Source organism: Komagataeibacter kakiaceti JCM 25156, assembly GCF_000613305.1.
Genome location: NZ_BAIO01000605.1, coordinates 1 through 1,262 on the forward strand (window position 1 = coordinate 1; position 1,262 = coordinate 1,262).

Below are 1,262 nucleotides of genomic sequence, written 5' to 3' on the forward strand. Positions count from 1 at the left end.
TCCCAGATCTGGAAAGTGCGGCCCAGCCCCATGAACGTGACCTGATCGGTCAGCCCCGCATGGGCGCGCAGGGTTTCGGGCAGCAGGATGCGGCCTTCCCTGTCGGTTTCGAACGGATAGGCATCGGCATAGAGCGCGGTGGCGAGGTCGTCGTGGTCTTCTGAAAAAATATCCATCTCATCCAGCGGGCGGGTCAGTGCGGCAAAAGCATCGGCGGGCCATGCCTCAAGGCAGGGATGCAGATGGGACGGACGCAGGATGGCCAGCGGTTCGCCCGATTTGGCCCTGGCACGCAGCGCCGTGCGGAATGCGGAGGGAATGGAAACCCGCCCTTTCGCGTCCAGCCGGTTCTGGTGTGTGCCCAGGAATACACTCACGCTGCGCGATGCCCTCCCTCTGGCACGAATTTCAGAAACCGCCCGTATCCAGAGCGTGGTGTCGCGCCTGAATTCTGGCGTCCACCCTCTGCCCGGTAGGGAAATGGGATAACATGGGATTTCATGGGCGGTCAATTAAAGATGCGCAAAAGATGGCTGGAAACTGCTATTATTCAGCACAGTTTCCGGCGCGTTCAGGTAAAGGGCGCGATCGGAACACAATATGGCGGCAATGTGCGCTGTTTCTGGTTTGTTCTTTATGTTAATACTTGTGAACAACTTTTGGCGGCAGACCGCCAATAGCCGCCGCGCGGCCGGATGGAGTAAAATACCAGACGGTCTGTAAGCCGGGTTCTGTCCGCCCCCGAGGGGGCGGGACGGTCATTCCTCTGCGATGGGCCTTGCGGCGCATCTGGCGCGACCAACCCGAACGACAGGGCGGAAAAACCCCTGATGGCGCCTTGCGGCCCATCCGCCGTTCCTATTCGGTCTTGCTCCCGGTGGGGTTTACCCTGCCATCCATGTTACCATGGATGCGGTGCGCTCTTGCCGCACCGTTTCACCCTTGCCCCCAACACTGCCGGTATTGCGACCGGCACCGCCGTGAGGGCGGTCTGTTTTCTGTGGCACTGTCCCTGGGGTCGCCCCCGCCGGCCGTTAGCCGGCACCGTTTTTCCGTGGAGCCCGGACTTTCCTCCATCACACGGCGTAAACCATGCGACAGCGACCGTCCGACCGTCTGGCATGCGGAAACTGGCGGTGCATGGGGGGAGCGTCAAGCTATAATTGGCCCCCATGGTGTCCATCACGTCCTTTCCGGTCCGATTTCCCGTGCGCGCGCCGGGTCTGGAGCCCGTCTTGCGGCAATGTGGCGCGGGGCGGCAT

1 protein-coding gene and 1 other RNA gene are annotated in these 1,262 nt (G+C 61.7%); both read right to left on the minus strand.

The annotated features are described in order from the left end of the window. Nucleotides 1–377: division/cell wall cluster transcriptional repressor MraZ (mraZ, locus tag JCM25156_RS17060; RefSeq protein WP_025814100.1), on the minus strand; the 377-nt coding region annotated here is incomplete at its 3' end. Between the two features lie 327 nt (nt 378–704). Beyond that, nucleotides 705–1,120, minus strand: an RNA gene (gene rnpB, locus JCM25156_RS27205) — RNase P RNA component class A. Nucleotides 1,121–1,262: the final 142 nt, after the last annotated feature.